Genomic DNA, 24,946 nt, shown 5'->3' on the forward strand with positions numbered 1-24,946 from the left:
CCCCGAAGCCCAGCGCTTCGGCATGGGCCTGGTGGTCTGGAGCCCCTTGGCCATGGGCATGCTCACCGGACGGTACGATGAAGGTATCCCGCCGGAAAGCCGCTTCGCCCGCTACCCCCAGTTCGCCGAGCGCTTCCTCACGGAGGAAAACCGCCGGAAGGTGCAGAAGCTTAAGGCGGTGGCGGATGAGCTGGGCCTCACCCGCACCCAGCTGGCCCTGGCCTGGGTGCTTAGGCTTCGCGAAATCAGCAGCGCCATCACCGGGGCCACCCGGCCCGAGCAGATCCAAGAAAGCCTGGGAGCCGCCGGGGTGGACCTGCCCAAAGAAGCCCTGGAGCGGATTGAGGCCATCCTGAAAGGCGAGGCGTAAAGAGGCCTATTTGGGCGCTGGGGCCAGCCCCAGGTGGAGCAAATACCGGGGTTGGCCCTCTTCCTTTCGCGCTGGGGAGAGGGCAGCATAGCGGTGGTAAAGGGCCAAAAGCTCCCGCTGGAAGGCCTTGGCCTCCTCCCAGCGCAGGTGAAGCCCAGCGCTCCAGAGGTTTACAAGGGGAGGAAACTCTTCCGCCAGGATATCGGGCTCACCCTCGCTTCCAAACTCCAAGATCCCTTCCGGGTTTAAGAAGACACGCAAAACCGTGCCATACCCTGGGTCATAAAGTTCCAGGGCCTTTTCCCATTCCTCCTGCCAACTTTGGGCCCCCTCGAGGGCCACCCATACCCTCTCCGGAACCAGCTCCCGAGGAATACGGAAATCGGTATCCACCGCCCGATACAACCGGATGTACCGGCCCCGCTGGAGAAGAAGCCCTGCCGGTTGGAGGAGCCCGGCCTTTAACAGGAGCCCCACGCGATAGTACGCTTGCTGCGGGGAAAGCCCCTGGGCCAAGGCTAGGTCCTTAACGCTGGCCGGCCCCTTCATGAAAGGTTTCAAGCACACCGCCATATCCGGATCGGCCAAAAGGCGCGCTGCCAAAGAATTCTTGACCAGGAAAGGCATAGCTAGATTTTAGCTATCCCCCTCTTCAAAAAGAACCCTTGTTTTTGAAGTAGAAGGGCCGGAGATTGAAGGTCATGCAAGGGTTTGCCGCCTTCCGTCTCCTTTGGCTGGGCCAGGCCCTGGCCCTGGTGGGGCGGGAGATGACCTGGTTCGCCCTTACCCTCCACGCCTATGAGAAGACCGGGCTCGCCACCACCCTTTCCCTTTTGGGCTTCTTCCATTTTCTTCCCCTGATTCTCTTTTCCCCCCTGGCTGGGGCCTTGGTGGACCGTTACCCCAGGAAGTGGGTCATGCTGACAGCTGACCTGGGAAGTGCCTTGGCCACGGGGTTCTTGCTCCTGATGTTCCTTCTGGGCCAGTTGCAAATCTGGCACCTGTACCTGGTTTCCGCCTTCAGCGGGGCCCTGGGAAGCCTTCACTGGCCGGCCCTTTCCGCAGCCCTAAGCACCCTGCTGGAGAAAAAGGACTACGCCCGCGCCAGCGGGATGATGAGCTTGGCGGAGTCCTTAGCTGGCGTGGGAGCCCCGGTGCTGGCGGCAGCCCTCCTTAACCCCCTAGGCCTTGGGGGCATCTTCGCCTTAGACCTCCTAGGAGCCAGCGCTGCTATCCTCACCCTTCTCCTGGTGCCCATACCCCATCCCCAGGTTTCCGCAAAACCCACAGCCTCCCTCCTGGAGGAGGCCCTGTTCGGCTTTCGCTTCATCCTGTCCAGACCCCCTCTTTTTGCCCTCCAGCTCATGTTCTTTGGCATCAACTTCCTCACCACCTTGGCCGTGACCGTCCTGCCCGCCATGGTGCTGGCCAAGACCGACCTCTCGGAGGCAGTTCTGGCCTTGGTGCGGTCGGCCTCCGGGCTTGGTGGGGTGGCGGGTGGGCTTCTCCTTTCCCTTTGGGGTGGACCAAGAAAGCGGGTGCACGGGGTCCTTTTGGGAATGGCCTTCTCCAGTCTGGCCTTGGCCCTTATGGGGGTGGCAGAAGGCCCCCGGGCATGGGCAGCGTTGGCCTTCATGGAGAGCCTTTTCCTCCCGCTACTAAATGGCTCCAACCAGGCCATCTGGCAAAGCAAGGTGCCCCTCGAGGTCCAGGGCAAGGTCTTCGCCGCCAGGCGCATGATCGCCTGGTTTGCCAATCCTTTGGCCATGCTTCTTTCCGGCCCCCTGGCCGACTGGATTTTCGCCCCGCGGTACGGCCAGGGGGAGGGCATCGCCCTTATGCTTCTTCTTTTCGGTAGCCTGGGAGTTGTATGGGGCCTTTCCGGATACCTTATCCCGCACGTGCGGGAAGCGGAGACCCTTCTCCCCGACGCCAAGCCGGACTAAACTGGCCTCCATGGACACCCTGGAAGCCTTAAGGCGCCTCTTCCCCGGGAAGGTGGACACCTCCCTCTCCGAGCGCCGCCGGCACGGGCGGGACGAGGGGTACCCCGAGGAGGGGGAGGTCCTGGCGGTGGTCTATCCGGAGAGCGTGGCCGACGTACAAGAGGCCCTGCGCTTCGCCCGGGAAAGGGGCCTGGCGGTGATCCCCTTTGGCGCCGGGACCAGCCTCGAGGGCCACCTCTACCCCTTGAGGGAAACCCTCAGCCTGGACTTTAGCCGCATGAACCGCATCCTGGAGGTACGCCCCCAGGACTTCCTTTGCGTGGTGGAGCCTGGCCTCACCCGCAGGGCCCTCAACGAGGCCCTAAAGGGCACGGGGCTTTTCTTTCCCGTGGACCCCGGGGCCGACGCCACCTTGGGCGGCATGGCCGCCACCAACGCCAGCGGCACCACCACGGTGCGCTACGGGGGGATGCGGGCCAACGTCCTGGCCCTCCAGGTGGTCCTGGCAGGCGGGGAGGTTTTGGAGCTGGGCCGGGGGGTGCGTAAGACCAGCGCGGGCTACGACCTAAAGGACCTCTTCATCGGCTCGGAGGGCACCTTGGGGATTATCACCCGCCTTACCCTTAGGCTCCACCCCCTGCCGGAGCACGTCCACGCCCTAAGGGTCTTCTTCCCCGGGGTGGAGGAGGCCGCCTTGGCCAGCTACCGGGTGATGGCCAGCGGGCTTCCCGTGGCCCGGCTGGAGCTATTGGACGAGCTGGCCCTAAGGGCGCTAAACCGCTACCTGCAAGCGGACTTTCCCGAGAAGCCGGCTCTCTTTTTGGAGTTCCACTCCTCCACCAAGGAGGCCCTGGAGGCGGAAAGCGCCCTGGCCTTGGAGATCATGCGGGAGGAGGGGGCCCTCGAGGTGGAGGCCGCCAAGACGGAAGAGGAGCGCCGGCGCCAGTGGGAGGCCCGCCACCAGGCCTACTGGGCCCTGGTGCACCTCTATCCTGACCACCGCTTCGTCATCACCGATGTGGCCGTGCCCCTCTCCCACCTACCGGAAATGGTGCGCTACGCCCAGGGGCTTCTAGGGGAAATGGGCCTTACGGGCAACATCCTGGGCCACGTGGGGGACGGGAACTTCCACACCCTGGTGCCCGTTCTCCCCCCGGACTACCCCAAGGCGGAAGCCTACGCCGAGGCCTTGGTGCGAAGGGCCTTGGCGCTTGGCGGCACCTGCACCGCCGAGCACGGGGTGGGGCTAAGGAAGAAAAAGTACCTCCCCCTGGAACACGGCCCCGCCTTGGATTGGATGCGAAAACTAAAGGCCCTCCTGGACCCCGAGGGGCTTCTGAACCCGGGCAAGGTGCTTGACATAAGCTCTTCCCCTGGCTATAGTTAAGGATGGCGACGCGGGGTGGAGCAGCCTGGTAGCTCGTCGGGCTCATAACCCGAAGGTCGCGGGTTCAAATCCCGCCCCCGCAACCAAAAGAGAGCCCGAACCCTAAGGGGTTCGGGCTTTTCCCTTACCCTGGGGGCATGGACTGGGAGATCCAACAAGACCCCGAGCGCCTGGTCAAGACCTTCCGCTTTGCCAACTTCCAGGAGGCCCTGGACTTTGTAAAGCGGGTGGGGGAGCTGGCGGAGGCCAAAGGCCACCACCCCCGGCTTACCCTGGAGTGGGGGCGGGTGACGGTGGAGTGGTGGACCCATAGCGCCGGGGGCCTCACGGAAAAGGACCGGGAGATGGCCCGCCTCACCGACCTCCTGGGGTAGCCTAGGAAGGGTATGGAGGCGCGTACCCTAGAGCTGGTCTTCCCCGAGCACACCAACCCCTTAGGGGCTGCGTTCGGCGGCTTCGTGCTGGGCCTCATGGACAAGGTGGGCTCCTACGCCGCCGCCAGGAGAGCCAGAAAACCCGTGGTGACCGTGGCGGTGAGCAGCGTGGAGTTCAAGGTGCCCATCCGCACCGGGGACCTCCTGGAGGTGGTGGCCAAGGTGGTGCGGGTGGGGCGCACCTCCTTAACGGTGGAGGTGGAGGTGTACAAGGAGCACTTCGGCCAGGAGGATGGCCGGGTGCTGGCCACCAAGGGGGAGCTCACCTACGTGGCGGTGAACGAAAAGGGCCAGCCCGTGCCTGTGGACTAGACATGCCCGAGCTACCCGAGGTGGAAACCACCAGGAGAAAGCTTCTTCCCTTCTTCCTGGGGAAGCGGCTTTTCCGGATAGAGCACCAAGACCCCCTTCGCTACCGGAACACGGAGCGGGCCCTTGGCCAGCGGGTGGAGGACCTCCGCCGCCGGGGCAAGTTCCTCCTCTTTGCCCTCACGGAGGGGTGGGAGATGGTGGTGCACCTGGGTATGACCGGGGGCTTCCGCCTGGAAAAGACCCCCCACACCCGGGTGGCCTTCCGCCTCGAGGACCAGGAGATCTTCTTCCACGACCCCCGGCGCTTTGGCCGCATCTGGGTGGTGGAGCGGGGAGACTACCGGGAAATCCCCCTTCTCCCCCGCCTGGGCCCCGAGCCCCTTTCGGAGGAGTTCCAGTTCTTGGGCTTCTGGGAAGGGTTAAGGAAAAGCCGCAAACCCCTAAAGGCCCTCCTCCTGGACCAGCGCCTGGCCGCTGGGGTAGGCAACATCTACGCCGATGAGGCCCTCTTCCGGGCCCGCCTCTCCCCCCTTCGCCGGGGAGAGGCGCTGGGGGAGGAGGAAGCCTTAAGGCTTTTCCTGGCCCTCAAGGAGGTGCTGGCCCAGGCGGTGGCCTTAGGAGGAAGCACCCTTTCCGACCGCACCTACCAGGGGCCCGATGGCCTTCCGGGGAGGTTCCAGAAGGAGCACGCCGTCTACGGGCGAAGGGGCCTTCCCTGCCCCGCCTGCGGCACTCCCATCGCCAAGAGGACCGTGGCGGGAAGGGGCACCCACTACTGCCCGCAGTGCCAGGGGGCATAGCCCCTCTCGGTTCCGGTCCCCGGAAGGACCCCTCTGGGAACCCCAGCCAAGGTGGGGTGGCATCAACCCACCCGCCCCCTGCCCCGGTCCAGAAGGTAGAAGACAAGCCCCGAAAGCAAGGCCAGAAGGCCGGCTATGGCCAAGGCCTCGCGGAAAGGAGCCTCCCCAGGCCGGCCCAGGCGCTCGTAGATGGCCAGGGTCAGGGTGGTCCACTCCGGCCGCCAGAGCACCAGGCTGGCCCCAAACTCCCCCAGGATGGCCGCCAAGGCCAGGGCAAGCCCGGATTGCAAGGCGGGAAGGACCAAGGGGATCTCCACCCGGAAAAAGGCCCTCAAGGGCGTGGCCCCCAGGACCCGGGCCGCCTCGAGGAGGCTTGGGGAAAGACTGCGCAAGGCCGGTAGGAGGGCCCGGGCCAGGAGGGGGTAGGCCAGAAGGGCATAGGCGGCCAGCAGGAGGAGCAGGGAGCCCCGAAGATGGGGGTAGGCGAGAAGGTAGCCCAGGCCCACCGCCACCGGGCTCACCATAAGGGGAAAGAGGCCCAAAAGGTCCATGAGGGGGCTCCTCCGGGCCGCCGCCGCGTAGGCCACCCCCAGGGGTAAGGCCAAAAGGAGGGCCAGAAAGGTGAAACGGAGGCTATTCCCCAAGGCTAGGGAAAGGGGGGTGAAGTCCTCCGAGGCCCAGGCGGAGGCCAAGGCCCCGAGGTCCAGGCGCAGAAGAAGCCCCCACAAGGGGGCAAAGAGGAGCAGAAAGAAGGCCCCTAGGCCCACGGCGTAGGCCCAAGGGGGAGCGGGAAGGAGGCCTCCGGGTGGCAGGGGGTAGGGCTTGAGGCGCAGGTAGAGGGCCACAGCCAAGGCCAGGGTGAGGATCTCCAGGAGCATCAGGGCGCTGGCCTCGGGAAAGGCCAGGCGGTAGGCCAAGAGGGTATAGACCTCCACCTCGAGGGTGGCGTACCGGGGCCCGCCCAGGAGAAGGGGCACCCCAAAGGCGGAAAAGGCGTAGATGAACACCAAAAGTCCCGCCGAGCCCCAAGCGGGAAGGATCAGGGGAAACCCCACCCGCAAAAACGCCCTCCAGGGCGTGGCCCCCAGAACCCGGGCCGCCTGCAAGGGACCCTCCAGGTTCAGGGCCACCGGCAGGAGAATCCTGAGGGCCAGGCCCAGGTTGTAGAACACGGCCGCCAGGAAGAGGAGGGTTTTGCTGCCATAGAGGTCCATCCCCAAAAGCCCCCTAGGCCCCAGGAGGGCCAAAAACCCCAGGGCCACCACCGGGGTGGGGAGGACAAAGGGCAAGGTGGAAAGGGCCAGGAAAACCCCCCTCAATGGGAAGCGGCGGCGGAAGAAAAAGGCCAGGGGTAGGGCCAGCATCAGGGTCAGGAGGGCGGAAAGAACCCCGTACTCCAGGCTCCAAAGGTACCGCTCCCAGTAGTAGGGGTTGGTCAGGGCTCGGCTAAACCCCTCCCCCACCCCCAGGGCCAGGATGCGCCCTAAGGGGTAGAAAAGGGCCAGGCCCAGGAAGAGGAAGACCAATAGACCCCCGTGGGCCATGGCCCCCTACCCCTTGGGCGGGTTAGCGCCGGGAACGGCGCACCGCCTCGGGGCTTTGCCCCTGGAGGACCACCTTGGTCCACTCCTCAATCCAGCGCTCCCGGTTTTCCGCCATGGCCTTAGGGTCCAGGCGCACGCTCCCCACGGGCTCTGGGGCAAAGCGGAAGACCTCGGGGAGCTTGGCATCGCGGCGGGCCGGGTACATCCACATCTCCGTGGGAAGGTTCTCCTGCACCGGCTTGGAAAGGAACCAGTCCACCACCTTCCTGGCCCCTTCCAGGTTCTTGGTCCCCTTCAGGATCCCCACGAACTCCACCTGGAAGAAGGCCAGCTCCGGGAAAAGGTTCCCCGTGGGGGGCTCTTGGTACTTGCCCTCGGAGTAGTAGACCTCGGCGGCGGGGCTGGTGGTGTAGGAAACCACCAGGGGCCTATCCCCCTTGTAGAGGGTGAAGTGGGTGTAGTAGGCCTCGCTCCAGCCCTTGGCCACCCGCACCCCCCCATCCCGAAGCCGGGCCCAGAAGTCCAGGTAACCCTCCTCGCCGAAACGGGCCACCGTGGCCATGAGGAAGGCCAGGCCCGGGGAGCTGGTGGCGGGGTTTTGCACCACCAAAAGCCTGGCGTACTCGGGCCGGGCGAGGTCGGCGGGGACCTTGGGCAAGGGCCGGTCCTTGAAGTAGGCCCGGTGGTAGTTCAGGCTCACCCAGCCGTAGTCCACGGGCAGGGCACGAAACGTGGGGTCCAGAAGCAAGGTGGCCTTCAGGTTGCGGATCTCCGGGCTGCGATAGGGAAGCAGGAGGTCCGCCTCGAGGGCCCGGGATAAAAAGGTGTTGTCAAAGCCGTAGATCACGTCGGCGATGGGGGCCCCCTTGGTGAGGATGGCCCGGTTTAGGGTCTCCCCGGCATCCCCACCCTTGAGGAAGCGGAGCTTCAGGCCCGTCTCCCGCTCAAACTGGGCGATGAGCCCCTTGTCCAGGGAAAAGCTGCTGTGGGTGAGGACGGTGATCTCCTGGGCGAAGCCGAAGGCCAAAAGGACCAGCAAAGACCAAAACCTTAACATATAACCCCTCCTTGTCACCGGGAGGGGCCTTGGTCACCTTCCCTACGCCGGCATTACCCGGTTCAGGTTCCAAGGGTATTTCTCAGCCCCATAGGAGGAGCACCCCCGGTGACGCCTAGAGTTTACCACCCTCCCCGGCCAAAGAAGGGCCACCCCGGCCCCTTTCACACCCTCCAGGGAACCAGCAGGCCCTCGAGGCTCTCCCGAAAGACCTCGCCAAAGGCCTCCGGCTGGTCGATCCAGGGGTAGTGCCCGGCCTCCGGGACCACGCGGATGGGAGCCCGAAGGCGCTCCGCCACCTCCTCGGCGTAGGGGTAGCTGGTGCCGTCCTTCTCCCCCACCACCACCGCCACCGGCCTGCGGCTTGGGGCAAGGTAGGGGGTGTAGTCCAGCCGCCAAAGGCCGTTATGCCAAAAGGCCAAGGCCGGGGTGTCCGGCCCCAGTATCCCCGAGCCTTCCGCCACCCACTCGTACTCCAGGCGGCCATGGGGCGTGGGGAACATGAGGCGGTCAAAGAGCGCCTTGGGCTCCGCCTTCTGCAAAGCGGCCCTCAGGTTTTCCTCCGGATCCCCCAAAGGCTCCAGGCCCGCCGCCTCCGCCAGCCGGGCGGAAAGCCAGGGAAAGCTCACCCATGGGGCCAGCAGGAGGGCCCCATCCACCTCTGGGTAGCGGCGGAGGAGCTCCAGGGCCACCAGGGCCCCGAAGCCGTGGGCCAGAAGGTGAAACCGCTCAATCCCTAGGGCCTCGGCCAGGGCTAAGGTGTCCTCCACCAGGGCATCCACGGTGAAAAGCCTCGGGTCTTGGGGAAGCTCCAGGCTCCGGCCCGAACCCCGCTGGTCAAAGTAGATGACCCGGAAATCCTCCAGGTACTCCTGAAGCCCTTCCCTAAGGGCATAGGCGTTGCCCCCAGGCCCGCCGTGAAGGACGATGAGGGCGGGAGCGTGCTCCTCCCCCACGTCCTCCACGTAGAGCTCCGCTTCCCCTACGGGGATGTAGCCGATTTCTTCCCGCATCCCCTATAGACTACCCCATCCTGCAGGGTAAAGGCCCAAACCTTAACCCCGGGAAGGGCCTGGGCCTTTCCCAAGGCCTCCTCCCCGGCGCCGAACACCTCCAGAAGCCACACCCCTTCCCCCGCAAGAAGCCAAAAGGGATGGGGAAGCTCCCGGGCTAGGGCCAGAAGGGCCTCCTTGTCCTTCCCCTCCACGAAGAGCACCCTCATCCCTTCCCCCAAAGGCGGTGGTAGAAGAGGATCTCGGCGCTCTCCTCCAGGGTGGTGAGGAGGCTATAGGCCTCTAAAAGGGCCTCCTCCGGTTTCTCCTTGAGCCCGATGGCGAAGGCCCCATGCCCCCTTAGGAGGCAGGCCCGCCTGTCCTTAAGGGCCTCGGCCACGGCTAAGGCGGCCTCGAGGGTAGCGCTCACGGTTTTGGGGGCCAGCACCGGGACCTCCTTCAGGTAGTACTGGCCCTCGAGGTCCAGGGGCACCAGGGAGTCCAGGTGCAGGGAAAGGGCCACCGCCACCCGGGGGTGGGCATGGACGATGGCCCGGGCCGGCGTCCGCAGGTAAACCTCCCGGTGGATGACGCTTTCCACGCTGGCCCCTGGCGGGAAAGGACCCTCCAGGGGCACCTCCACCAGGTCCTCCGGGGTAAGCCTCCCCTTCTGCACCCCGCTTTTCGTTATGAGAAAGCCCTCCTTGGTGCGCACGGAAAAGTTGCCCGCGGTGGCGGAAATGAGCCTATGGTGGAAAAGGTCCTCCCCCACCTGGCGAAAGACCCCATAAAGCCGGGCCAACATGGTCCCATTATGGCGCACTCCCGGCGCAAGCAGGGTCAGCGGGTAATGCCCGGCCTCCGCCAACACCCTGGAAAAAGGCCTGGGGGGAAGCCATGGAACCCGGCCGGCAAAAGAAGCCCCCAACCCGGCCCAGCCGGGTTGGGGCATGGAATAGCCTTAGGCCTGCTTTCCGGGCTGCTCCCGGCGGGCAGGGCGGCGCACCGCGGGTTCCTTGGCCTCCACTGCCTCTTTGCGGGCCTCCTCAATGGCCTTGAGGGTCTTCTTGTCCACCACCTGGGTGAAGCGGACGAAGTCGCTTCCCGTGCCGGCGGGGATCAGGCGGCCCAGGATGACGTTTTCCTTGAGGCCGATGAGCTCGTCCTTCTTGCCGGCGATGGCCGCCTCGGTGAGCACGTGGGTGGTGTTCTGGAAGCTGGCGGCGGAAAGCCAGCTCCTGGTGGAAAGGGCACTCTTGGTAACCCCCATGAGGAGGGGCTTCCAGGCCACGGGGGTTTTGCCCTCGGCGATGAGCCGTTCGTTCAGGGCCTCCACGTCCCACTTCTCCAGGACTTGGCCCTCCAGAAGCCGGCTATCCCCGGGGTCGGTGACCTCCACGTACTTGAGCATCTGCCGCACCACGATCTCAATGTGCTTGTCGTGGAGCTTCACCCCCTGGGCCCGGTAGACCTTCTGGATCTCGTCCACCAGGTAGCGCTCCACCGCCTCGGGGCCCTTGGCCTCCAGAAGCTGGTGGGGGTCCACGGCCCCGCGGGTCAGGGGCTGGCCGGCTTCCACGTAGTCCCCGTCCTTCACCAGCAAGCGGGCATCCTTGGGGAGCTTGTACTCCTTGGAAAAGCCTTCGGACTCCACGAAGACCGAAAGCTTCTCCTCGGTTTCCTCAATGCGCACCACCCCGTCGATCTCGGAGATCACCGCCTTGGCCTTGGGCCTGCGGGCCTCAAAGAGCTCGATGACCCGGGGCAGACCCTGGGTGATATCCGTGCCCACCGCCACGCCACCCGTGTGGAAGGTGCGCATGGTGAGCTGGGTGCCGGGCTCGCCGATGGACTCCGCCGCCACCACCCCCACCGCCTCGCCGATGGACACGGGCCGGGCCATGGAAAGGTCGTAGCCGTAGCACTTCTGGCACACCCCGTAGCGGGTCTGGCAGGTGAGGGGGCTCCGCACCGGCACCTCCTGGATCTCCCCGGCCTCCGCCGCCTTGATGAGGAGGGCCACGTCCTCGAGGGTCAGGTACCGCCCTTCCTCCAGCCGCTGGCCCAGAACCTCTACCTCCCGGGCCAAAACCCGGCCATAAAGCCCAGACTCGATGTCGGAGCGCTTCCTCAGGCGCAAGGTCCGGGTTACCTCGTCGGGCTGGAAAAGGGGTACCGAAATGAAGTTGGTGGTGCCGCAGTCCGCCTCCCGCACCACGATCTCGTGGGCCACGTCCACCAGCTTCCGGGTGAGGTACCCGGAGTCCGCGGTCCTGAGGGCGGTGTCGGCCCCACCCTTGCGGGCCCCGTGGCTGGAGATGAAGTACTCCAACACGGTGAGGCCCTCCCGGAAGGAGGAGCGCACCGGCACCTCAAAGGTCTCCCCCGAGGGCTTTTGCATGAGGCCGCGCATGCCGCAAAGCTGGCGGATCTGCTGGGGGTTACCCCGGGCCCCGGACTGGGCCATCACGTAGAGGGGGTTGAAGGGGTAGTTCTCCTCAAAGTTCTTGAAGACCGCCTGGGTGACCTTTTCCGTGGTCTCGGTCCAGAGCTGGATCACCTGGTCGTAGCGCTCCCGGTCGGTGAGGAAGCCCATCTCGTAGGCCTGCTCGATCTGCCGGAGCTTCCTATCCGCCTCCTCCAAGAACTTCTGCTTCTCGGGAGGGATCACGGCATCGTCAATGCCGATGGTGATCCCGCTGGTGGTGGAAAGGGTGAAGCCGTAGTACTTGAGGGCATCCAGGAGCCGGGCGGTCTTCTCAATGCCCAAGCGCAGGAAGGACTGGTAGACCAGGTCCTTAAGGGAGTTCTTCTCCTGGGGCACGTCCATCTGCAAAAGCTCCTGGGCCACCTTCTCGTCCCCCACCGCCTCGCCCACAATGCGGGCAAAGAGCACCCGGCCCGGGCTGGTCTCCAGCCGCTTGCCCAGGTAGCGCACCGTGACCACGTCCTGGAGGTCCAAAAGGCCGTGGGCCACCGCCAAAAGGGCCTCGTCGGGGCTGGCGAAGACGAACTTGATGCGGCCCACGCTGGTCTCCCTACCCCCCACCTTGATGGGGGCGTTCAAGGCCACCTCCCCCCGCTCGTAGGCGGCCAGGGCCTCCTCCACCGTGGCGAACTCCCGGCCCGCCCCCTTCTTCTCCCGGCGCACCTGGGTGATGTAGTAAAGCCCCAGGATGATGTCCCGGCTGGGCTTGGCCAAGGGTTCCCCGGAGGCCGGGGAGAGGAGGTTGTGGGCCGAGAGCATCTGGATGCGGGCCTCCGCCTGGGCGAAGGAGGAGAGGGGCACGTGCACCGCCATCTGGTCCCCGTCAAAGTCGGCGTTAAAGGCCTCGCAGACCAGGGGGTGGAGCTGGATGGACTGCCCCTCCACCAAGACCGGCTGGAAGGCCTGGATGCCCAGGCGGTGCAGGGTGGGGGCCCGGTTCAGGAGGACCACCTTGCCGTGGATCACCTCCTCCAGGGCATCCCACACCTCGTCCTTGATGTCCCGCTGCCTTTCCAGCATCCGGCGGGCCGCCTTGACGTTGGGGGCGATGCCCTTTTCCTCCATCTTCTTGAGGAGGAAGGGCTTGAAGAGCTCCAGGGCCATGCGCTTGGGCAGGCCGCACTGGTGGAGCTTGAGCTGGGGCCCCACCACGATCACGCTTCGCCCCGAGTAGTCCACCCGCTTGCCCAAGAGGTTCTGGCGGAAGCGGCCCTGCTTGCCGGAGAGGATGTCGGTGAGGCTACGCAAGGGGCGTTCGGAGCCCGGGTTGGTGACGGGAGAACCGCGGCGGCCGTTGTCAATGACCGCATCCACCGCCTCCTGGAGCATGCGCTTCTCGTTGCGGATGATGATCTCCGGAGCCCCCTGGGCCAGGAGCTTCTTCAGGCGGTTGTTGCGGTTGATGAGGCGGCGGTAGAGGTCGTTGAGGTCGCTGGTGGCGAAGCGCCCCCCGTCCACCTGCACCATGGGCCGGAGGTCGGGAGGTAGCACGGGGACCGCCTCCAGAACCATCCACTCCGGGCGGTTGCCGGAGTCCAGGAAGGCCCGCACCACCTCGAGGCGCTTCCGGGCCTTGGCCCGCCGGGCCCGGGAGGGGTGCTTCATCTCCTCCAGGAGCTCGGCCTCCAGCTTCTCCAGGTCCAGCTCCTTCAGAAGGGCCTGGATGGCCTCGGCCCCCATGCGGGCGTCAATGTCGTAGGACTCCACCACCCGCACCACGTTCCGCACCAGGTCCACCTCCACCCGGCCGTAGATCTCGCTCTTGACCTTGCCCCCATCCGCCAGGACGTCCCCCGGGGCCACCCGGTCCCCGGTGGTCACCTCCACGTCGTCCTCAAAGGGGTAGAGGCGGGCCTTCATCACCACGATGCTGGCGGGCTCGTGCAGGTGGACCACCCCCTCGGCCTCGGCGATCACCTCCTCCTCGGGGTCAATGGCCGCCACCACCTTCTCCCCCGCCTGGACGTGGGCCCCCTCGGGCACCACCACGTTCATGTGGGGGGCCACCGCATAGTCCTTGGGCTCCGTCCACTCCAGGAAGAAGGTGAGGTAGACGGTATCCCCTTCCTCCTCCGCCTCCACCTCCTTGGCGGCCATGTGCCGGGGCATGCGCAAAAGCCCCCGCCCCTCCGCCAGGGGCTGGCCCTTTTCCACCACCTCCCCGTGGACCACTAAGGGGGTAAGCCCCACGGGGAGGAAGTAGCGGACCACGGGCTCATCCTCCTTAAGCAGGGTGAGGAGGTGGCCCTCTTCCAGCTCCTTCAGCTCCACCACCCCCTCCTCCTCCGCCCGGAAGCGGTAGGGCTCGGGCAGCTCGGCCAGGACCTCCCCTGGCCTATAGGCCTCCTTCTCCACCCAAGCGCTTAGGGGAAGGCGGAGGCCCGCCCGCTCCTTGCGCAGGTACTCTATGCGCACCCGCCGGGGGAAGCGGTACAGGGCCACCCCGTCCATGCGGCTCACCACCCCGGGGAACAGCTCCTGCCCCTTCACCACCTCCTCCCCGTCCTTGACCAGGGCGTCCACCCCTTGGGGCAAGGGGTAGGTTTCCTGCTTACCGTAGCGGAGTTCCCGGTACTCCTCGTCCGTGAGAAGCTGCCGCTTCTGCACCGGCACCCCATCCAGCACCGCCCCCTTGGGGTCCAAGACGATGTACTTGCTGAAGTAGAGGACCTGCTCCAGCTCGGTGGCGGAGAGGTCCAGAAGGGTCCCGATCTTGGAGGGCACGTCCTTCACGAACCAGATGTGGGCCGCCGGGGTGGCCAGCTCAATGTGCCCCATGCGGTAGCGGCGCACGATGCTCTTGGTGACCTCCACCCCACAGCGCTCGCACACCTTGCCCTCAAAGCGCTGGCGCTTGTACTTGCCGCAGCCGCACTCGTAGTCCTTGGTGGGGCCGAAGATGCGCTCGTCAAAGAGCCCATCCTTTTCAGGCTTCAGGGAGCGGTAGTTGATGGTTTCGGGCTTCTCCACCTCCCCGTAGCTCCAGGAGCGGATCTTTTCCGGAGAGGCCAGGGCGATGCGGACCTTGCGAACTTCCTTTTTCATTCTTCCTCCGCTAAGAGCCATCCCGCTTCTTCCGTGCGGTTTACCGCTTGGACGCCAAGCCCTCAAAGATGTCCACGGGGTTATCCCGCTCATCCAGGGTCTGCACGTCCAGGGCCAAGGCCTGAAGCTCCTTTACCAGAACCCGGAAGGACTCGGGCACGCTGGGCTCGGGCACGTCCTCCCCCTTGATGATGGCCTCGTAGGCGGCGTTACGACCCTCGATGTCGTCGGACTTTAGGGTGAGCATCTCCTGCAGGGTGTGGGCGGCCCCGTAGGCCTCGAGGGCCCACACCTCCATCTCCCCGAAGCGCTGGCCACCGAACTGGGCCTTGCCGCCTAAGGGCTGTTGGGTGATGAGGGAGTAGGGGCCGGTGGAGCGGGCGTGCATCTTGTCCTCCACCATGTGGTAGAGCTTCATGATGAACATCTGCCCCACCACGATGGGGCCCTCTATGGGCTCGCCGGAGCGGCCATCGTAGAGGACCACCTTGCCCTGGGTAAAGAGCTCCCTTAGTTGCTCCTCCGGGCTTGTACCCGGGCTCACCAGACCCAGCTTCTCCGCCCGGGCCAGCACCTCCAGCTCCCTCTTGTCCACCCCGAAGCCCTCCTCCTTGCGCTTACCGAAATAGAGGTCAAAGGCCTCGGCCAGAAGAGCCTTGATCTCCGGCTCCGTGGCCCCGTCAAAGACCGGGGAGATGTAGCGCTGGCCCAGGAAGTAACCCGCCAGGCCCAGGTGGGTTTCCAGGATCTGCCCCAGGTTCATCCGGCTGGGCACGCCCAAGGGATTCAGGATGATGTCCACCGGGGTGCCATCGGGCAGGTGGGGCATGTCCTCCACGGGGAGGATCTTGGCCACCACCCCCTTGTTCCCGTGGCGGTTGGCCAGCTTATCCCCCACCTGGAGCTTGCGCTTTTGCGCCACGTAGACCCGCACCACCTCCCGCACCCCGGGCTTGAGCTCCACCCCGGGGTCCCCCCGCCTCAGGCGCAGGGTGCCCACCACGATGCCCCCCTCACCCGGGGGAACCCTCAAGGAGGTATCCTTTACATCCCGGGCCTTGTCGCCAAAGATGGAGCGAAGAAGCCGCTCTTCGGGAGAAGGCTCCTGCTCCCCCTTGAAGCTGGTGCGGCCCACCAGGATGTCCCCGGGCTTGACCTCAGCCCCGATGCGCACCACCCCTTCCTCGTCCAGGTCCCTAAGGGCGGCCTCGGAAAGGTGGGGGATATCCCGGGTGATGCGCTCCGGGCCCAGCTTGGTATCCCGGGCCTCGATCTCGTAGCGCTCAATGTGGATGGAGGTGTAGAAGTCCCGCTTTAGGAGCTCCTCGCTGATGACGATGGCGTCCTCAAAGTTGTAGCCGTCAAAGGGCATGATGGCCACCAGGACGTTCTGCCCCAGGGCCAAAAAGCCCTCCTCGGAGGCGGGGCCATCCGCCAGGAGATCCCCCTTCTTGACCCTCTGGCCCGCGGTCACCCGGGGGCGCTGGTCCAAGGCGGTGCCCTGGTTGGAACGGGCAAAGCGGCGCAAGGCGTACTCCACCAGGCGGCCGTCCTCGTAGCGCACGGCGATGCGGCGGCCATCCACCGCCACCACCTCCCCGTCCTCCTCGGCGTAGACCGCGGCCAGGGAGTCCCGCACCACCCGCTCCTCGAGGCCCGTCATCACCACCGGGGCCTGGGCCCGGATCAGGGGCACCGCCTGGGTCTGCATGTTGGAACCCATCAGGGCCCGGTTGGCGTCGTCGTGCTCCAGGAAGGGAATGAGGTTGGTGTTCACGGAGAAGACCTGCTTGGGGCTCACGTCCATGAACTCCACCTCTTCCGGAGCCACGATCACCGGCTCCCCCCGGCGCCTGGCCACCACCCGGTCGGTGGCGATGCGGTTGCCCTCCAAGGGGGTGTTGGCCTGGGCGATGGTGTACCGGTCCTCCTCGGTGGCGGTCATGTAGAGCACCTCGTCGGTGACCACCCCGTCCTTCACCCGGCGGTAGGGGGTGCGGATGAAGCCCAAGTGATCCACCCGGGCGTAGGCGGCCAAGGAGGTGATGAGGCCGATGTTGGCCCCTTCCGGGGTTTCCACCGGGCAGATGCGGCCATAGTGGGTGCGGTGCACGTCCCGCACGTCAAAGCCTGCCCGTTCCCGGGTAAGGCCCCCAGGCCCCAAGGCAGAGATGCGCCGCTTGTGGCGCAGGGAGGAGAGGGGGTTGGTCTCGTCCTTGAACTGGGAAAGCTGGCTGCGGCTGAAGAACTCGCGGATGGCCGCCTCGAGGGGCCGGTTGTTCACCAGCTTGGCCGGGGTAAGGGTATCGGCGGAGCCCATCACCATCCGCTCCCGCACCCCGCGGGCCAGGCGGCTTAGGCCCACCCGGAACTGGTCGGCCATGAGCTCCCCCACGGTGCGGATGCGGCGGTTGCCCAGGTGGTCAATGTCGTCCACCTCATGCCCAGGAACCCCGGCCATCAGGGCAAAGAGGTAGCGCAAGGTGGGCAGGAAGATCTCGTCCTTGAACTCCCCGTCCTCAAAGCGCACCAGGGTGCGGCCGGAAAGGCCCACGCCCAGCTTCTCCTCCGCCTTGTACCGCCCCGCCTCCCCCAGGTCGTAGCGCCGGGGATCGGCCAAGAGGCCATGGAGGTAGGCCAGGGCCTTGTCCTTCTTGGGGGGATCGCCGGGGCGGAGCAGGGTAAAGAGGCGCACCAAGGCCTCCTCCGGGCGCATGGCCAGCACCGCCTCGTCCAGAAGGCCCCCCACCAGTTCCCCGTAGGCCCCAAGCTCCCGGTTCAGGGCTTCCGCATCGTAGCCCAGAACCCTGAGGAGGAGGATCAGGGGGAACTTGCGCTTGTTGACCTTCATGGAAATGGTGCCGTTTTGCTCCACCTCCAGGTCAATCCACGGACCCCGCTTGGGCAAGGGGATGATGCTGGCCACGTAACGCCCGGGCCGGGCGGGGTCCGGGGTGAAGTAGACCCCGGGGGAGCGGTGGATCTGGGAAACGATCACCCGGTCGGCCCCGTTGATGATGAAGGAGCCGTCCTGGGTCATGAGGGGGAGGTGGCCCAGGAAGACCTCGTCCTCCTTGATGAGCCCCGTGTCCTTGTGGATGAGCTGGAGGCGGGCATAGAGGGGAGCCTGGTAGGTCAGGTCCTTCTCCCGGCACTCGTCCTGGGAAAAGGGGGGCTCGCCGATGCGGTACTCCAGGAAATCCAGGACCATACCCCCCTTGCCCTTGTCCCCCTCCTCCACGGGGAAGGTTTCCTTGAAGGCCGCCTGGATGCCCACATCCTCCCGTTTATCCGGGGGAACATCGGCCTGGAGGGCCTTTCTATAGGACTCCACCTGGATTTCCGTCAAAGGGGGAAGGGGTATAACCTCTCGGATGCGACCGAATCGCTTGATCTCCATGCGTCACCTCTGGGAAAGCGGGCCGCCCGAGGTAAGCTAACAGGGTTCTTCCGCAAGGGGGCCTCCCCTTGCGGCGGCTGGCTCTTACCGTGCTCCCTTGGCCCGACCAAAGAGCACAAACCTTAGCTTATAGGGCAGTCCCTTAAGCCGTCAAGCCTACCCGACCCTGGCCTTTTTGCTCCTACCGTTCCACCTCCACCTTGATTTTATAGTTCCCCCGCCGGGTTTCGCCAAGCACCTCCAAAAGCCTCAGGCTTCCTAGGCCCTCGGCCAACAGGGTGTCCCCGGGAGCCATCTCGTCCTTGGGGGAGGCCACCTTGCCCTTTAGCCGCACCTTCCCCGCCCTCACCCCTTGGGCGAAATAGCTACGGGAAACCCCAAAGCCCTTGGCCCCCACGGCGTCCACCCTTAAAGAGGGCACCACCAGGGTGCGCACCCGCTCGTTCGCCGCCCGCAAGGCCCCTTCCGGGGGTGGCAGGAGGGTGTAACCCGCCTCCTCCAAGGCCTGCTTCCCCTTGGCGGACACCGCCACCAGGTGGCCTTCGCCAAAGGCCTCCTGGTCCCCCATGGCCTCCCCCAGATCCGGGGGTTCCTCCTCCAGGAAGACCACCGCCACCGGATCGTGCACGGAAGGGACCTCCGGGGGATACAGCACCGCCACCTTCCTCTTGGCCAGGGGGAACCCCCCGAAAAAGGCCACCTTAAGCCCTTCCATTCGGGCCTTTTCCTCCAGAAGGGCCTGTTCCTCCGGGTCCAGGAAGCCGGTTTCCACCACCCGTCCGCCCCGGGCCCGCTTCAGGTAGGCCATGAGGTCCGCCACCAGGAAAGATGATACCCCAAGGGAAGCGGTAAGGCTTAGGGAAGGCCTCCGCCTGGGCAGAGGCCGGGCTGATCCCCCTGGGCCTCTCCCAGGGAATGCCGGCCAAGGTGGGCTTTCGCCGCTGGGCGGCACCCGACCGCCAAGCCCTTTCCCTCCCCCTCCTGCGGCAGATCCTCGAGGTCTGGCTTCCCCGCTTTCTAGCCCCCAGCACCCCCCTACTCCGCGGCCTCCCGGACCACGAAGCTTAGGCGGGCGCTGGCCCTTTCCTCCCCTTCCACCAAGGCCCTAACCGCCACCTTGCCCAGGCCCCGGCGGAAGAGGAGAAGCTCCCCCTCCAGGATCAAGGTATCCCCCGGCACCACGGGCTTTTTAAAGCGGGCTTCCTCTATCCCCGCCAAGAAAACCAGTCCCCCAGGCTGGAAACCCGGCTGTCTGGCGATGGCACCCACCGCCGCCTGGGCCATGGCCTCGAGGATCAGCACCCCGGGCATGATGGGGTAGCCGGGGAAATGCCCCTGGAAGTGGGGCTCGTTGAAGGTGACATTCTTCAGGGCCCGGAAGGTTTTCTCATCGGCATGAAGAACCCGGTCAATGAGGAGAAAAGGGTACCGGTGGGGCAGAAGGCGGAGAATCTCGGTGATCTCCACCGCTCACCTCTTAAGCACGTCGTCCGAGGAGAGGATGGTGTCCTCCAGCACGTGGAGCATCTCCAAGGCCTTGCCCGTGCCCAGGGCCACCGCCTCAATGGGGTTTTCCGCCACCACCACCGGCACCCCCGTGGCCTCCTGCAGGGCCACGTCCAGGTTCTTGAGGAGCGCCCCGCCCCCGGTAAGGAGAATGCCCCTTTCGTAAATGTCCGAGGCCAGCTCGGGAGGCGTGGTTTCCAACACCGTCTTCACCCCCTGGAAGATCTTTTCCAGAGGCTCCCTCAGGGCTTCCACCACATCCTCTGCCGGGATCTCCGCCGTGCGGGGAAGGCCGGTGATCAGGTCCCGGCCCCGCACCTCGGCCACCTCCTTCTCCTCCCCGGGAAGGATCTTGGCCCGCCCCAGCTGGATCTTGAGCTCCTCGGCGGTGCGCTCCCCTATGAGGAGGTTGTACTTTTGCCGCACGTAGCGGATGATGGCCTGGTCCATCTCGTTGCCAGCGATCCTAAGGCTTTCCGAACGCACGATGCCCCCTAAGGAGATGACGGCGATGTCCGTGGAACCCCCGCCGATGTCCACCACCATATTGCCCGTGGGCTCGGCCACGTTGATCCCCGCCCCGATGGCCGCCGCCAAAGGCTCTTCTATGAGGTAGACCTTGTGGGCCATGGAGGAAACCGCCTGCACCACCGCCCGCCTCTCCACGTCGGTGACCCCCGAGGGCACCCCCACCATGACCCGGGGCCGGAAAAAGCGGCTCATGGGGGAAAGAACCTTCTGGAGGAACAAAAGGAGCATCCGCTCCGTGAGGGCATAGTCGGCGATGACCCCGTCCTTAAGGGGCCGCACCGCCACGATGTTCCCGGGGGTGCGCCCCAGCATGCGGTAGGCCTCGGCCCCCACCGCCTTCACCTCCCGCTTCCCCTGCACCACCGCAATCACCGAGGGCTCGCGCAAGACGATCCCCTTCCCCCGCACGTAAATGAGAACGCTGGCCGTTCCCAGGTCAATCCCGATGTCCTCACCCCTCAACATAATCGCCCCATTTTAGCCTACTTAGCGTACTCCACCGCCCGGGTCTCCCGCACCACCGTCACCTGCACCTGGCCCGGGTAGTTCATCTCCCGCTCAATGCGGCCTGCGATCTCCCGCGCCAGGAGGGTGGCCTTGGCGTCGGTGATCTTATCGGGTTTGACGATGACCCTAACCTCCCTCCCCGCCTGCACGGCAAAGGCCGTCTCCACCCCGGGGAAGGAAAGGGCGATGCGCTCCAAGGCCTCGAGGCGCTGCAGATACTCCTCCAGGCTCTCCCGCCGGGCCCCGGGCCGGGCGGCGGAGAGGGCGTCGGCGGCCGCCACCAAAACCGCATACACGGTTTCCGCGTTCTCCGGGTCGTGGTGGTGGGCGATGCCGTCTATGACCTCTAAAGGCTCCCCGAAGCGGCGGGCCAGGGCAATCCCGATCTCCACGTGGCTTCCCTCCACCTCCCGGTCCACGCTCTTGCCGATGTCGTGAAGGAGCCCCGCCCGCCGGGCCAAGGCGGCATCCAGACCCAGCTCCGCGGCCATGATGCCCGCGAGGTGGGCCACCTGTACGGAGTGCTTGAGGACGTTTTGCCCGTAGCTGGAGCGGAAGTGAAGCCGGCCAAGAAGCTGGACGAGCCCGGGCTTTAACCCCACCACCCCCGCCTCCAGGGCCGCCTCCTCACCCCGCTCGTAGATGAAGGTCTTCATCTCCTGCTTGGCCTTTTCCACCACCTCCTCAATGCGGCTGGGGTGGATGCGTCCATCCTTGAGGAGCTCCTCCAGGGCCATGCGGGCGATCTCCCGGCGGATGGGGTTGAAGGAGGAAAGCAAGACGGCCTCCGGGGTGTCGTCAATGATGAGGTCCACCCCCGTCAGGGCCTCAAAGGTGCGGATGTTCCGCCCCTCGCGCCCGATGATCCGCCCCTTCATGGCATCGGAGGGGATGGGCACCACGGAGACCGCCAGCTGGGCGGCGGTTTCCGAGGCCTGACGCTGCATGGCCTGGGCCAGGATCTTCTGGGCCTCCTTGCGGGCCTCGAGGCGCACCCTTTCCAAAGCCGCCCGCACCCTTTGGGCCTTTTCCTCCTCCAGCTCCCGGTCCAGCCTCTCCAGGATGAGGCGCCGGGCCTCCTCCGGGGAAAGGCCCGCCACCTGGTAAAGCCGCCTTTCTATCTCCCCTTCCCGCTCCTGAAGCTGGGCTTCCCGGGCCCTTAAGGCCTCCTCCCTTTGGGAGAGGGATTCCTCCAGGGCATCCAGCTTCAGGGCCCGGGCGTCCAAGGCCTCGCCCCGCTTGGAAAGCCTTTCCGCCTCCCGCCTAAGCTCCTCCCGCTCCCCCTTGAGGCGCTCCCTTTCCGCCTTTAGCTCCTCCTGCAGGGCTTTAAGCCTTTCCCGCTCAGCCTTAAGCTCCTCCCGCTCGGCCTTTAGGCGCTCCTCCGCCTCCTGCAAACGTTTCCTGGCCTCGGCCTCCAAGGCCTCCGAGCGGCGTTTGAGCTCCGATTCCAACTCCTGGCGCAAGGACTTGGCCCGCTCCTCCGCCTCCTGGCGCAGGGCCTTGGCCTCGGCCCGGGCCGCCTCCAGGATCTCCTTGGCCTCTTTGCGGGCCGCCTCGAGGGCCTCCCTGGCCTCCCCCCTGGCGGCATCCAGCAGCCGTTTGGCCTCCTCCGCGCTCCGGTCCTCCCCCTTGCGCCTAAGGAGCAAGGCCCCCGCCAGGACCAAGACCAGGAGAAAAAGCCCCAGGTCCAAAAGGGTCGGGGTCATCTACTCCTCCCCTTCCTCGCTTCCCGCGAGCACCACCTCGTGGGCCCTCTCCAGCACCTTGGCCCGGATCTCCTCCACAAGCTCGGGCCGCTCCCGAAGGTACTCCGCGGCCTTCTCCTTACCCTGGCCCAGGCGGGCCTCCCCGTAGGAGAACCAGCTTCCCGCCTTCTCAATGACCCCTGCGGCCACGGCCACGTTCACCAGGTCCATCACCGGGTCCAGGCCCTTGCCGAAGTAGATCTCCAGCTCCGCCTCGCGGAAGGGCGGGGCCAGCTTATTCTTCACCACCTTCACCTTGACCCGTATGCCCACCGCCTCGTTGCCCACCTTGATGGGCTGGCCGCTTTTGCGCACGTCCAGGCGCACGCTGGAGTAGAACTTCAGGGCCCTGCCCCCGGGGGTGGTCTCGGGGTTGCCGTACATCACCCCCACCTTCTCCCGCACCTGGTTGATGAAGATGGCGGCGGTGTTGCTCTTGGAAAGCACCGCGGTGAGCTTGCGCAGGGCCTGGCTCATGAGCCTGGCCTGCAGGCCCACGTGCTGGTCCCCCATCTCCCCCTCGATCTCCGCCTTGGGCACCAAGGCGGCCACCGAATCCACCACGATCACATCCACCGCCCCCGAGCGGGCCAGGAGCTCCACGATCTCCAGGGCCTGCTCCCCGGTGTCGGGCTGGGAGACCAGGAGGTCTTCCACCTTTACCCCCAGCTTCTGGGCGTAAAGGGGGTCCAAGGCGTGCTCCGCATCCACAAAGGCAGCCACACCCCCTTGCTTTTGCGCCTGGGCGATGATGGTGAGGGCCAAGGTGGTCTTCCCCCCGGACTCGGGGCCGTAGATCTCAATGACCCTACCCCGGGGAATGCCCCCGATCCCCAAGGCCAGGTCCAGGCCCAAGGAGCCGGTGGGGATCACGTCCACCTGCAACTTGGGCATCTCCCCCAGGCGCATGACCGCGCCCTTGCCAAACTCCTTCTCAATGGTCTTGAGAGCGTTCTCCAGCGCTTTCCTCTTGTTCTCGTCCATGCTCACCTCGCAAAGGGAATCTTTCCAAAATGGTATATACGGGCCCCTTGGGCTTAAGCTCCGAGCGCACCAGGGCGAACTCCGTCACCGGCCACTCCAGGCCGAAGACCACCGGGGGCACCCGGGGAGCCGGGGCCTTGCGCCGGGCCAAGGTGATGTGGGGCTTGAAGGGCTTGTCCCCCCCGGCCAGGAGGGCCTCCTCCCCCAGGGTTTCCCGAACCCCCTGCCGAAGCCCTTCCGCCAACAGGGCGAAGCCTTCCCCTTCCGCCTTGGCAAACCAGACCCTTGGGGTGCCCTCGTTGGGAAAGTAGCCCGTGCCCCGGATGCGGGCGGTAAAAGGGGGATGAAGCCGCCCAAGGCGGTGGCCCAAGGCCAGGAGATCCGCCAGGTCCCCTTCCGGCCTTTCCCCCAGAAAAAGGAGGGTAACGTGGAGGTGGTGGGGCGCCACCTCCCTCCACCCCTTGTAGCGGGCCACCCGTCCCTGAGCCTCCACCAAGGCCCGCTTCACCTCTTCGGGAAGAAAGATCGCGTAGAAGAGCCTCATGTTAGGAGTAAGGCCAAGGCGGCATACACGCTTCGGAGCCGCACCACCTCCCGGTCCCCGGGGAAGCGGTAGCGGCGCACCTCCGTCCCCTTAGGCCCCGCCAGGGCCACGAAAACCGTGCCCACGGGTTGATCCTCCAAGGGGTCCGGCCCCGCCACCCCCGTGGTGGAAAGGGCATAGGTGGAACCGAAAAGCACCCGGGCGGCCTCCGCCATGGCCTTGGCCGTATCGGCGGAAACCGTCTTGGCGAGGAGTTCCTCCGGCACACCGAAGCGGGCCTTGGCCCCTACGGAATAGGATACCACGCCCCCCAGGTAGAAGCGGCTGGCCCCCGGTACCCGGGTAATCTCCGCCCCCAAAAGCCCCCCGGTGAGGCTTTCCATGGTGGAGAGGGTGGCCCCTTCCAGCTCCAGGCGGCGCTTCACCGCCTCGGCCAAGGTCAGGTCCCCCTCCCCCCAGACCTCCTTAAGAAGCCTTTTCTTTATCCTGTCCGCCAGGTCGGCCACCAGCTCCTCCCGGCCCCTCACCACCACCTCCACCCCCTGGAGCTTGGGGTAGGTGCCCACCTCCACCTCCTCGTTCCGTCTAAAGAGCTCCCCAAGCCGCTCCACGATCTCCGACTCCCCGATGCCCCAGGTCTTTAAAACCCGCTTGGCGTAAGGGCGGCGGGGAAGGTTCAGCTGGGGCAAGACCTCCGCCCACATGGGCCGCCACTCAGGGGGAGGCCCGGGCAGGAGGATCAGGTCCTTTCCCCCCTTATGCACCCACCAACCCGGGGCGGTGCCCCGGGGGTTCTTAAGCCAGGTGGCCGAGGGGATCCTCAAGGCCTGTTTGCGGTTGGCCTCGGGCATGGGCCGCCCCCGGGCCCGGAAGAGGGCCTCTATTTCCGCCAGCATGGCCTCGTCCAGCTCCAAGGGCTCCCCCAAGGCCTCGGCCACCGCCTCCCGGGTCACGTCGTCGGGGGTGGGGCCTAGGCCCCCCGAAAGCACCAAAAGCCGGGCCCGCTCCCAGGCCTGGGCCACCTCCCGGGCCAGGGGCAGGGGTTCGTCCACCACCCTGAGGGTCCTTTCCACCTTAAGGGCGTAGGCCTCGAGGCTCCTGGCGATCTCCGCGGTGTTGGTGTCCAGGGTCTCCCCGTAGATGAGCTCCGTGCCTACCCCGATGATCTCCGCCCGCTCCATATCGCCTCCTCAAAGGGCCAGGCCTCCACCTGAAAACGCCCCCCATCCCCTTCCAACACCGCGCCCAAGGGCACCTCCCGGCGCACCACCCCAAAGCCCAAGGCCCCGTAGGGGGTGGCCCTGACCCGCTTGGCCTGCCCCACCTCCCGCCCCTCCCAAAAGAGGGGCCAGGG

Annotated in this window: 21 protein-coding genes, 1 tRNA gene, 1 pseudogene and 1 riboswitch; of the genes and pseudogenes, 7 read left to right on the top strand and 16 right to left on the bottom strand. The window is 66.0% G+C overall.

Annotation, left to right across the window (positions count from 1 at the left end; genetic code table 11):
- On the top strand, positions 1-370 hold a 370-nt coding region (locus tag Q0693_RS00080), incomplete at its 5' end, for an aldo/keto reductase (protein ID WP_298627976.1).
- A 6-nt stretch (positions 371-376) separates the two neighbouring features.
- Here Q0693_RS00080 and Q0693_RS00085 read toward each other — a convergent pair.
- The gene (locus Q0693_RS00085) at positions 377-997 is read right to left on the bottom strand and encodes a helix-turn-helix domain-containing protein (RefSeq protein WP_243031097.1); all 621 of its coding nucleotides are present in this window, start codon (positions 995-997) and stop codon (positions 377-379) included.
- Between the two features lie 74 nt (positions 998-1,071).
- Here Q0693_RS00085 and Q0693_RS00090 point away from each other — a divergent pair, with 74 nt between their 5' ends.
- The 6 genes from Q0693_RS00090 to mutM all read left to right on the top strand — a co-directional run bounded on the left by Q0693_RS00090 (position 1,072) and on the right by mutM (position 5,249).
- Positions 1,072-2,316, top strand: a complete 1,245-nt coding sequence (locus tag Q0693_RS00090) for an MFS transporter (RefSeq protein WP_298628025.1) — start codon at positions 1,072-1,074, stop codon at positions 2,314-2,316.
- A gap of 10 nt (positions 2,317-2,326) precedes the next feature.
- Positions 2,327-3,703: an FAD-binding oxidoreductase gene (locus Q0693_RS00095; RefSeq protein WP_298627983.1), complete on the top strand. Its 1,377-nt coding sequence runs from the start codon at positions 2,327-2,329 to the stop codon at positions 3,701-3,703.
- A gap of 9 nt (positions 3,704-3,712) precedes the next feature.
- A tRNA-Met gene (locus Q0693_RS00100) sits at positions 3,713-3,789 on the top strand.
- A 51-nt stretch (positions 3,790-3,840) separates the two neighbouring features.
- The gene (locus Q0693_RS00105; RefSeq protein ID WP_298627987.1) at positions 3,841-4,077 is read left to right on the top strand and encodes a 4a-hydroxytetrahydrobiopterin dehydratase; all 237 of its coding nucleotides are present in this window, start codon (positions 3,841-3,843) and stop codon (positions 4,075-4,077) included.
- 12 nt (positions 4,078-4,089) lie between these two features.
- Positions 4,090-4,449 carry an acyl-CoA thioesterase gene (locus tag Q0693_RS00110; RefSeq protein WP_028494065.1) on the top strand — a complete coding sequence of 120 codons (360 nt, stop codon included), beginning with the start codon at positions 4,090-4,092 and terminating at the stop codon, positions 4,447-4,449.
- Between the two features lie 2 nt (positions 4,450-4,451).
- The gene (mutM, locus tag Q0693_RS00115) at positions 4,452-5,249 is read left to right on the top strand and encodes a DNA-formamidopyrimidine glycosylase (protein WP_298627992.1); all 798 of its coding nucleotides are present in this window, start codon (positions 4,452-4,454) and stop codon (positions 5,247-5,249) included.
- A gap of 62 nt (positions 5,250-5,311) precedes the next feature.
- Here the strand turns inward: mutM and Q0693_RS00120 are convergent, their stop codons facing one another.
- The 15 genes and pseudogenes from Q0693_RS00120 to Q0693_RS00190 all read right to left on the bottom strand — a co-directional run.
- Entirely contained in the window at positions 5,312-6,793 is a 1,482-nt protein-coding gene (locus Q0693_RS00120; RefSeq protein ID WP_298627995.1) for an ABC transporter permease subunit, read from the bottom strand.
- Between the two features lie 22 nt (positions 6,794-6,815).
- Entirely contained in the window at positions 6,816-7,850 is a 1,035-nt protein-coding gene (locus Q0693_RS00125; RefSeq protein WP_298627998.1) for a thiamine ABC transporter substrate-binding protein, read from the bottom strand.
- A 21-nt stretch (positions 7,851-7,871) separates the two neighbouring features.
- Positions 7,872-7,967, bottom strand: a riboswitch (TPP riboswitch).
- Between the two features lie 47 nt (positions 7,968-8,014).
- Positions 8,015-8,863 (bottom strand): alpha/beta hydrolase, encoded by an 849-nt coding sequence (locus tag Q0693_RS00130; protein ID WP_298628001.1) that lies wholly within the window; start codon positions 8,861-8,863, stop codon positions 8,015-8,017.
- Positions 8,833-9,072 (bottom strand): hypothetical protein, encoded by a 240-nt coding sequence (locus Q0693_RS00135; RefSeq protein WP_243031082.1) that lies wholly within the window; start codon positions 9,070-9,072, stop codon positions 8,833-8,835. Before Q0693_RS00135 ends, Q0693_RS00130 begins: the two co-directional genes overlap by 31 nt.
- Positions 9,069-9,647: a fuculose-1-phosphate aldolase gene (locus tag Q0693_RS00140; protein ID WP_243031081.1), complete on the bottom strand. Its 579-nt coding sequence runs from the start codon at positions 9,645-9,647 to the stop codon at positions 9,069-9,071. Before Q0693_RS00140 ends, Q0693_RS00135 begins: the two co-directional genes overlap by 4 nt.
- Before the next feature lie 156 nt (positions 9,648-9,803).
- A complete protein-coding gene (gene rpoC / locus Q0693_RS00145; RefSeq protein WP_298628006.1) occupies positions 9,804-14,375 on the bottom strand; it encodes a DNA-directed RNA polymerase subunit beta' in 4,572 nt (1,523 codons plus the stop codon).
- Between the two features lie 40 nt (positions 14,376-14,415).
- Positions 14,416-17,775, bottom strand: a complete 3,360-nt coding sequence (locus tag Q0693_RS00150; RefSeq protein WP_243031078.1) for a DNA-directed RNA polymerase subunit beta — start codon at positions 17,773-17,775, stop codon at positions 14,416-14,418.
- Between the two features lie 181 nt (positions 17,776-17,956).
- Positions 17,957-18,595, bottom strand: coding sequence for an RNA-binding protein (locus tag Q0693_RS00155; RefSeq protein ID WP_298628010.1), 639 nt, complete (start codon positions 18,593-18,595; stop codon positions 17,957-17,959).
- Positions 18,596-18,810: 215 nt separating this feature from the next.
- The gene (gene fabZ / locus Q0693_RS00160) at positions 18,811-19,242 is read right to left on the bottom strand and encodes a 3-hydroxyacyl-ACP dehydratase FabZ (RefSeq protein WP_298628013.1); all 432 of its coding nucleotides are present in this window, start codon (positions 19,240-19,242) and stop codon (positions 18,811-18,813) included.
- Positions 19,243-19,245: 3 nt separating this feature from the next.
- The gene (locus tag Q0693_RS00165; protein ID WP_243031075.1) at positions 19,246-20,277 is read right to left on the bottom strand and encodes a rod shape-determining protein; all 1,032 of its coding nucleotides are present in this window, start codon (positions 20,275-20,277) and stop codon (positions 19,246-19,248) included.
- Between the two features lie 17 nt (positions 20,278-20,294).
- Positions 20,295-22,025 (bottom strand): ribonuclease Y, encoded by a 1,731-nt coding sequence (rny, locus tag Q0693_RS00170; RefSeq protein ID WP_243031071.1) that lies wholly within the window; start codon positions 22,023-22,025, stop codon positions 20,295-20,297.
- A complete protein-coding gene (recA, locus tag Q0693_RS00175) occupies positions 22,026-23,048 on the bottom strand; it encodes a recombinase RecA (RefSeq protein ID WP_279231266.1) in 1,023 nt (340 codons plus the stop codon).
- Positions 22,999-23,592, bottom strand: a complete 594-nt coding sequence (gene thpR / locus Q0693_RS00180; protein ID WP_298628022.1) for an RNA 2',3'-cyclic phosphodiesterase — start codon at positions 23,590-23,592, stop codon at positions 22,999-23,001. The genes recA and thpR overlap by 50 nt, the downstream gene beginning before the upstream one ends.
- Positions 23,589-24,773, bottom strand: coding sequence for a CinA family nicotinamide mononucleotide deamidase-related protein (locus tag Q0693_RS00185; RefSeq protein ID WP_243031068.1), 1,185 nt, complete (start codon positions 24,771-24,773; stop codon positions 23,589-23,591). Before Q0693_RS00185 ends, thpR begins: the two co-directional genes overlap by 4 nt.
- Positions 24,746-24,946: pseudogene (locus Q0693_RS00190) on the bottom strand (glycine cleavage system protein T); the annotation flags it as partial. The gene Q0693_RS00185 and the pseudogene Q0693_RS00190, both read right to left, overlap by 28 nt.

It is taken from the genome of uncultured Thermus sp. (assembly GCF_938010445.1).
Classification (GTDB): Bacteria; Deinococcota; Deinococci; order Deinococcales; family Thermaceae; genus Thermus; species Thermus altitudinis.